Origin of the sequence: Tahibacter sp., from assembly GCF_035481375.1 — a bacterium.
In the GTDB taxonomy this organism is placed as follows: domain Bacteria; phylum Pseudomonadota; class Gammaproteobacteria; order Xanthomonadales; family Rhodanobacteraceae; genus Tahibacter.
The window spans coordinates 1-6,075 of record NZ_DATIGT010000173.1 but is presented as its reverse complement, the minus strand read 5'-3'; the positions used below and the strand labels follow the sequence as shown (position 1 = coordinate 6,075).

The 6,075-nt window shown below is 71.0% G+C and carries 5 protein-coding genes and 1 pseudogene; 1 reads left to right on the top strand and 5 read right to left on the bottom strand.

What is annotated here, in order from left to right; genetic code table 11:
* A pseudogene (locus tag VLF18_RS11385) lies at positions 1-1,030 on the bottom strand (ATP-dependent DNA ligase); the annotation flags it as partial.
* Positions 1,030-2,028, bottom strand: coding sequence for a ligase-associated DNA damage response exonuclease (locus VLF18_RS11380; protein ID WP_325279740.1), 999 nt, complete (start codon positions 2,026-2,028; stop codon positions 1,030-1,032). The pseudogene VLF18_RS11385 and the gene VLF18_RS11380, both read right to left, overlap by 1 nt.
* Before the next feature lie 221 nt (positions 2,029-2,249).
* Here VLF18_RS11380 and VLF18_RS11375 point away from each other — a divergent pair, with 221 nt between their 5' ends.
* Positions 2,250-2,477, top strand: a complete 228-nt coding sequence (locus VLF18_RS11375) for a hypothetical protein (protein WP_325279739.1) — start codon at positions 2,250-2,252, stop codon at positions 2,475-2,477.
* Between the two features lie 194 nt (positions 2,478-2,671).
* On the opposite strand, the gene VLF18_RS11370 is transcribed toward VLF18_RS11375, so the two are convergent.
* From VLF18_RS11370 to VLF18_RS11360, 3 genes are all read right to left on the bottom strand, one after another.
* Positions 2,672-3,148 (bottom strand): DUF4440 domain-containing protein, encoded by a 477-nt coding sequence (locus tag VLF18_RS11370; RefSeq protein WP_325279738.1) that lies wholly within the window; start codon positions 3,146-3,148, stop codon positions 2,672-2,674.
* 3 nt (positions 3,149-3,151) lie between these two features.
* Positions 3,152-4,534 carry a copper oxidase gene (locus tag VLF18_RS11365; RefSeq protein ID WP_325279737.1) on the bottom strand — a complete coding sequence of 461 codons (1,383 nt, stop codon included), beginning with the start codon at positions 4,532-4,534 and terminating at the stop codon, positions 3,152-3,154.
* Positions 4,531-6,075, bottom strand: a 1,545-nt coding sequence (locus VLF18_RS11360; protein ID WP_325279736.1) for a TolC family protein, incomplete at its 5' end; no start/stop codon positions are given. The genes VLF18_RS11360 and VLF18_RS11365, both read right to left, overlap by 4 nt.

Sequence of the window (6,075 nt, the reverse complement as noted above, 5' to 3'; positions counted from 1 at the left end):
GCGCGGCACGCCGCTCCGACAGCGGACGCGCGCGCCAGTCCTCGCCGTCGAGTTCGAGGAGGTCGTAGACGAGCACCCTGGCCGGCGCTTCGGCGAGGCTCTTCGCGCCGGGCTTGCGCCGCTGGATCCGCGTCTGCAGCGCGGCGAACGGCAGCGGCGCGGGCTCGTCGTCGCGCCATGCGAGCAGTTCGCCGTCGAGCACGCAGTGCCGCGGCAGGCGCGCCGCCGCGGCTTCGATTTCCGGAAACCGTCCGTCGAGGCGCTCCTCGCCGCGCGACCACAGCGCGATCTCGCGACTGCGGCGGATCAGCTGCAGCCGGATGCCGTCCCACTTCCATTCGAGCAGCCAGTCCGACACCGGGCCCAGCGCGCCGGGTTCGCCCTCGAGCGGCGAGGCGAGAAAGAACGGGTAGGGCTGCGCGCGGTCGGCGGCGGTCTGCCCGGGCGACAGCAGCTGCGCGATGAAGCCCGGGCCCGGCCGCCACGCGCCGAGCATGCGCTGCGCGATCAGCGCGATGTCGATGCCGCCGAGTTCGGCCAGCGCCTGCTGCACGAGCCGCTGCGACACGCCGACGCGCAGCGCGCCGGTCAGCAGCTTGTTGAACACGAAGCGCTGCGAGGAGGCCAGCGAGCGCCACGCGCCGACGACGAGATCGCGCCGCGTCGCCTCGTCGGCACCGGCGACGGCGAGCAGACGCTGCTCGATCCAGACATGCAGCGGCGTGTCGTCGTCGGTTTCCGGATCGGGCAGCAGCAGCGTCAGCGTCTCGGCGAGATCGCCGACATGGTCGTAGGACGCGTCGACGAGCCAGGCCGGCATGCCGGCGGCCTGCGCGATCCAGTCGCGCAGTTCGCGCGTGCCGGCGATGCGTGCCTTGGCGCCGCCGATCTTGCCGCCGGCCAGCAGCCACAACGCCCAGGCCGCGTCCTCTTGCGGCGCGTCGCGGAAATAACCGACGAGCGCGGCGCGCTTGGCGAGCGTGGACGTGCTGCGGTCGAGGCGCTGGTAGAGCGCGGCGAAGCGGCGCATCAGTCTTCGACCTCGGGCGCGGCGCCGAACGTGCCGGCATCGAGGCCGCGTTCGCGCAGCACCCGCACGAGCGCGTCGCTGTCGCCGTGCATCGCGACGACCCGCGTCGCGCGCGTCGCCTCGATCGTTGCGAGCAGCGCCGGCCAGTCGGCGTGGTCCGACACGACGAAGCCGCGATCGACGTTGCGCCGGCGCCGGTTGCCGCGCACCTGCATCCAGCCCGACGCGAAACCGGTCTGCGCGCGGCGGAACCGGCGCATCCACGGACTGCCCGCCGCCGACGGCGGCGCGAGCACGAGCCGGCCGGCGTAGTCGCTCGCGCGCGCCTGATCGACGACGAGTTCGGTCGGCGGAAGCGCGATGCCGGCAGCGCGGTAGACCTCGACGCCGGCCGCGATCGCGCCGTGCAGCAGTACGGGCCGGTCGAGTCCCGGCGCGAGTTCGGCGAGCAGCCGCTGCGCCTTGCCGAGCGCGTAGCAGTACAGCACGGCGGCTTCGCCGGCCTCGGCGCATTCCGCGCGCCAGGCATGGATGTCCGCGGCGACGGCGGGCGTGTCGGGCCAGCGATAGACCGGCAGCGCGAACGTCGTCTCGGTCACGAAGGTGTCGCAGCGCAGCGGTTCGAACGCGGCGCAGGTCGGGTCCGGCTGGCGCTTGTAGTCGCCGGAGACGACCCACACCGCGCCGTCGCATTCCACGCGCACCTGCGCCGAACCGAGCACGTGGCCGGCCGGATGCAGCGACACGCGTGTGCGGCCGAGCTCGAAGGTCTCGCCATAGGCATGCACGCGGCAGTCCGCTTCGCCGAGCCGCCAGCGCAGCAGCGGCAGCGATTCGGCGGCGACGTGGTAGCAGCCCATGCCGGCGCGCGCGTGGTCGCTGTGGCCGTGCGTGATCACGGCGCGCGGCACCGGCAGCAGCGGATCGATATGGAAGCCGCCGGCGGGGCAGTGGAGTCCTTCGGCAGTGGCGACGATCAGGTCCGAAGACGGCGTCATTCGATGATCCGGTGTCGGCGACGGCGGCACCGCCGAGTGGGACATGGCGCCGGTGAGTCCGCCGTGAACTGCTTCAGGGGATATCCAGAACCGGCGTTCCGGCGATTTTTTGGAGTCGCCGGGTCCGGCGGAGGTCGGGGCTCGACTTCACGGTTGAGTCCGTCACGCGGCTGTGCTGCCCAGGGATCTCAGGGGAGACAAATTGCCAAGGTGACAAAATCATGGATATCGCAAAGTTCATAAAGCTTGCGGCATGCGCCGCGCTGGCCGCCGTCGCGGCGCCCGCGTCCGCCGAGGTCGTCTGGGTCGAGGGCTTCGGTCAGGACGCGAACTACGAGCAGGCCTACGCCGACGCCGTCGCGATGGGTGAGTCCGACTGCATCGACTTCGGCGGCACGCCGACGATCTCGACGCTCACTATCCGACGTTCCGGTCGGTCAACACGCTGACGCGGTGCACTCTGCCGTAGTGCAGGCGGTGGGTACGCGTAGGGCGCAATAACCGAAGGGCATTGCGCCGTGCATCCGTCTGGCCTCGCTCTTCATCGATGTGCGGTGGAATACACGGCGTGACGCGGCGCGGTTGTGTGGCGCGGTTGCGTGGCGCGATTGCGATGGCGCAATGCGCTTGCGCTTATTGCGCCCTACGGACTTATCTCGCGCGACGACCAATGGATGTGGACGATGCGCCAGCCGTCGGTGCCGTGATGCAGGACCAGCGTTTCGAGGCTCGCGCGCGTCGCGGTCCTGCCGTCGCGGACGCTGCGGATTTCGATCTCGCTGAGGACGAGCGCGCTGTCGGCGGTCACGTCGATGCGGCGCGATTTCAGCGCGGTCTGCGCGGTCTTCAGGAATTCCATGTCGGCGCCGAGGTGCTCGGACGCGTATTCCTCGCGCGAGCGCTCGACATGGCCGCTTTCGAACACGCGCAGTTCCGGCGCGAGCTGCGCGAGTGCGGCGGCGCGGTCGCCGGCGGCGAGCGCGCGTTCGAAGCGTTCGACGACGGCGAGCACCGGCTGCTGCGTCGCGTCCGGCGGATCGGCGGCGACGCTCACCGAGGGCTGTGCCGAGGCGGCGCCGCCCAGCAGCAGGAACAGGACTCCGAACGCGCGCAGCGTCATGCGTCAATCTCCGTGGTGGCCGTGGTGCGAGTGGTCGACGGGTTCCGCGGCCGGCGCCGGTTTGGCCGGGCCGTAAGGCGAGCGCCGGTGCGGTTGCCCGAACTGCGGGTCGCTGCTGATGCGCCGCGCGACGCTGCCTTTCGGATAGCGGTACCAGCCCGGGTCGGAATAGTCATCGGGTGCCTGATCGTCGCGCACTTTCACGACGGTGAACATGCCGCCCATCTCGATCGGTCCGAACTGACCTTCGCCGGCCATCATCGGCAGCGTGTTCTCCGGCCCCTTCATGCCCATCGCGACGTGGCTCGCATGCTCGGACATGCCGTCCTTGCCCATGGCCATGTAGCCCGGCAGCAGCGCGCGGATCTTCTCCTCGACGCCGCGCTGGTCCACGCCGGTCGGATTCGGAATCTCGTGGCCCATCGGTCCCATGGTGTGGTGCGCCATGTGGCAGTGCAGCGCCCAGTCGCCGGCTTCGGTCGCGAGGAATTCGAGGTCGCGCATCTGGCCGACGCCGATGATCTCGGTGACCTCGCGCCGCCACTGCGCCTGCGGCCAGCGCCCGGCGTCCGAGCCGGTGACCCAGAACGGATTGCTGTGCATGTGGATGGGATGATTCCACATGGATAGATTGCCTATGCGTATACGCAGCCGCTCTCCGGTGCGCATGACCAGCGGGTCGATCGCCGGGAACACCTTGGAATTGAAGGTCCAGAGATCGAAGTCCTGCATGATCGACGGATCCGGGCGGTAGGTGCCCGGGTGCAGCGCCCAGTTGTGCAGCAGGAAGGCGTAGTCGCGGTCGATCGCCACCTCCTCGCCGTCGCGCGGATGGATGATGAAGAGTCCCATCATGCCGAACGCCATCTGGGTCATCTCGTCGGCATGGGGGTGATACATGTGCGTGCCGTGCTGGCGCAGCGTGAACTCGTAGACGAAGGTCTCGCCGGGTTCGATGCGCGGCTGGTTCAGTCCGGCGATGCCGTCCATGCCGTTGGGCAGATCGATGCCGTGCCAGTGCACGGTCGTCGCCTCGGGCAGGCGGTTGGTCACGAACAGGCGCACGCGATCGCCTTCGACGGCTTCGATCGTCGGGCCCGGTGTCGTGCCGTTGTAGCCCCAGCAGCGCGCGCGGCAGCCCGGCGCGAATTCGTGCTCGACTTCCTCGGCGACGAGGTGGAATTCCTTGACGCCGTCGTTCATGCGCCAGGGCAGCGTCCAGCCGTTCAGGGTCTGCACGGGCCGATAGCCCTGCGCGCGGCGCTTCGGTGCGGGCGGCGCCGCGACCGGCGCGGCCGGGGACTGCGCGCGCGCCGCGCCGGCCGCGGCCACGAGTCCCGCACTGCCGGCGCCCATTAACTGCAGCAGTTCGCGTCGCGTCGTCATGGCTTTTTCTCCTGTTTCGTGACGTGCCCGGCGTGATCGGTCTCGCTGTGCCCGGTCTCGCCGTGCTCGGAATGCTTCATCGCCTCATGGCCCGGGTGAACGTCGCCGGGCGGTTCGTCTCGCGTGTCCGCGTCGCCATGGCCCTCGTGCCCGCCGTGCCCGGAAGCCGGAGCGGGCCGCAGTACCGCGTCGACGCCGAGTGCGGGACGCGGCGCCTGCGCGTCGCTCGGCAGCCGCGTGCCGACGGCGCGCGCGAGCGCGACGCGTGCCTGCCAGTAGTCGCGCACGGCTTCGAGATAGCCCTGATAGGCATCGAATTCCTGCTGCCTGGCCAGCAGCAGTTCGAAGGCGCCGATCAGCATGTAGTTGAAGCGCTCGCCCTCGCGCGCGACGACGGCTTCGCGCTGCGGAATCAGCGCATCGCGGTAGGCCTGCGCGATCTCGCGCTGCGCGGCGACGCGCTCGACGCCGAGGCGCACGTCGTTGTCGATGTCGAGTTCGAGCCGCGCGAGCGCCGCACGGCCCTGCTCGAGCCGCGCCTGGGCGCGCGCAATCGCGGCCTGACCCTGATCGAACAGCGGCAGCGCGAGCGCGAGCGTCGGTCCGGACTTGCGGCTGCCGTCGGCTTCGCGCTCGCGCTCGGCGCCGATCTCGACGCTGCCGAGCAGGCGCCAGCGTCGCGCGAGCGACAGGGCGTCGGCGAGCAACTCCACCTCGCCGCGCGCGGCGGCGAGATCGAGCCGCTGTTCGCGCGCGAGCGTCTGCAAGGCGTCGATGCCGTCTTCGCGCTCGACCGGCGCGGCCAGCGGCAGCGCGAAGGTCCATTGCGACGCCTGCGCGCCCGACAGCCCGAGGCGCGCGTTGAGCGCGAGCCGCGCACGCAGCGCGTCGGCCCTCGCGGACGTCGCCGCGATGCGCGCCTGCGTCGCGGCGGCCTGTTCGAGTTTCAGCTGCAGCGCGCTGATGTTGCCGGCCGCATGAAACCGTCCGGCGAGTTCGGCCGATGCGGCCGCGGCACTCGCCACCGCGTCGCGCATGACGGCGACCTGATCGGCACCGGCCGCGGCATACCAGGCATCGGCGGTGTCGGCCGCGAGATTCATGAGTGCGGCGGCGATGGTCTGCTGCGCACGTTCGTATTCGCCGGCGGCCAGACGCTTGCGCGAGGGCAGCAACAGCAGGTCGCTCAGCGGCAGGCCGAGCCCCAGCGTGACCGTGCTCGCGCCGCCGTCGGCGAGGGCGGAGGCGGAGAAGCCGGGGTTGCCGATGCGGCTTGCGGCGACGACATCGGCCTGGGCGATGCCGAGCTCGGCATAGCGCGACGCGATGTCGGGGTTGCGCAGCTGCGCGAGGCGGAACGCGCTGTCGGGCGTCAGCGGCGTACTCAGCAATTCGGCGCTGCGCGCGTCGATCGCCGCGGCGCCGTCGGCGTCGCTGCGCCACGCGAATCCACCGGGCAGTCGCGTCTGGAGCAGGCGCTCGACGTTGTCGGCGCCTTCGCGGCGCGACACGCTCGCGCAGCCGGACAGCAGCGCGAACGA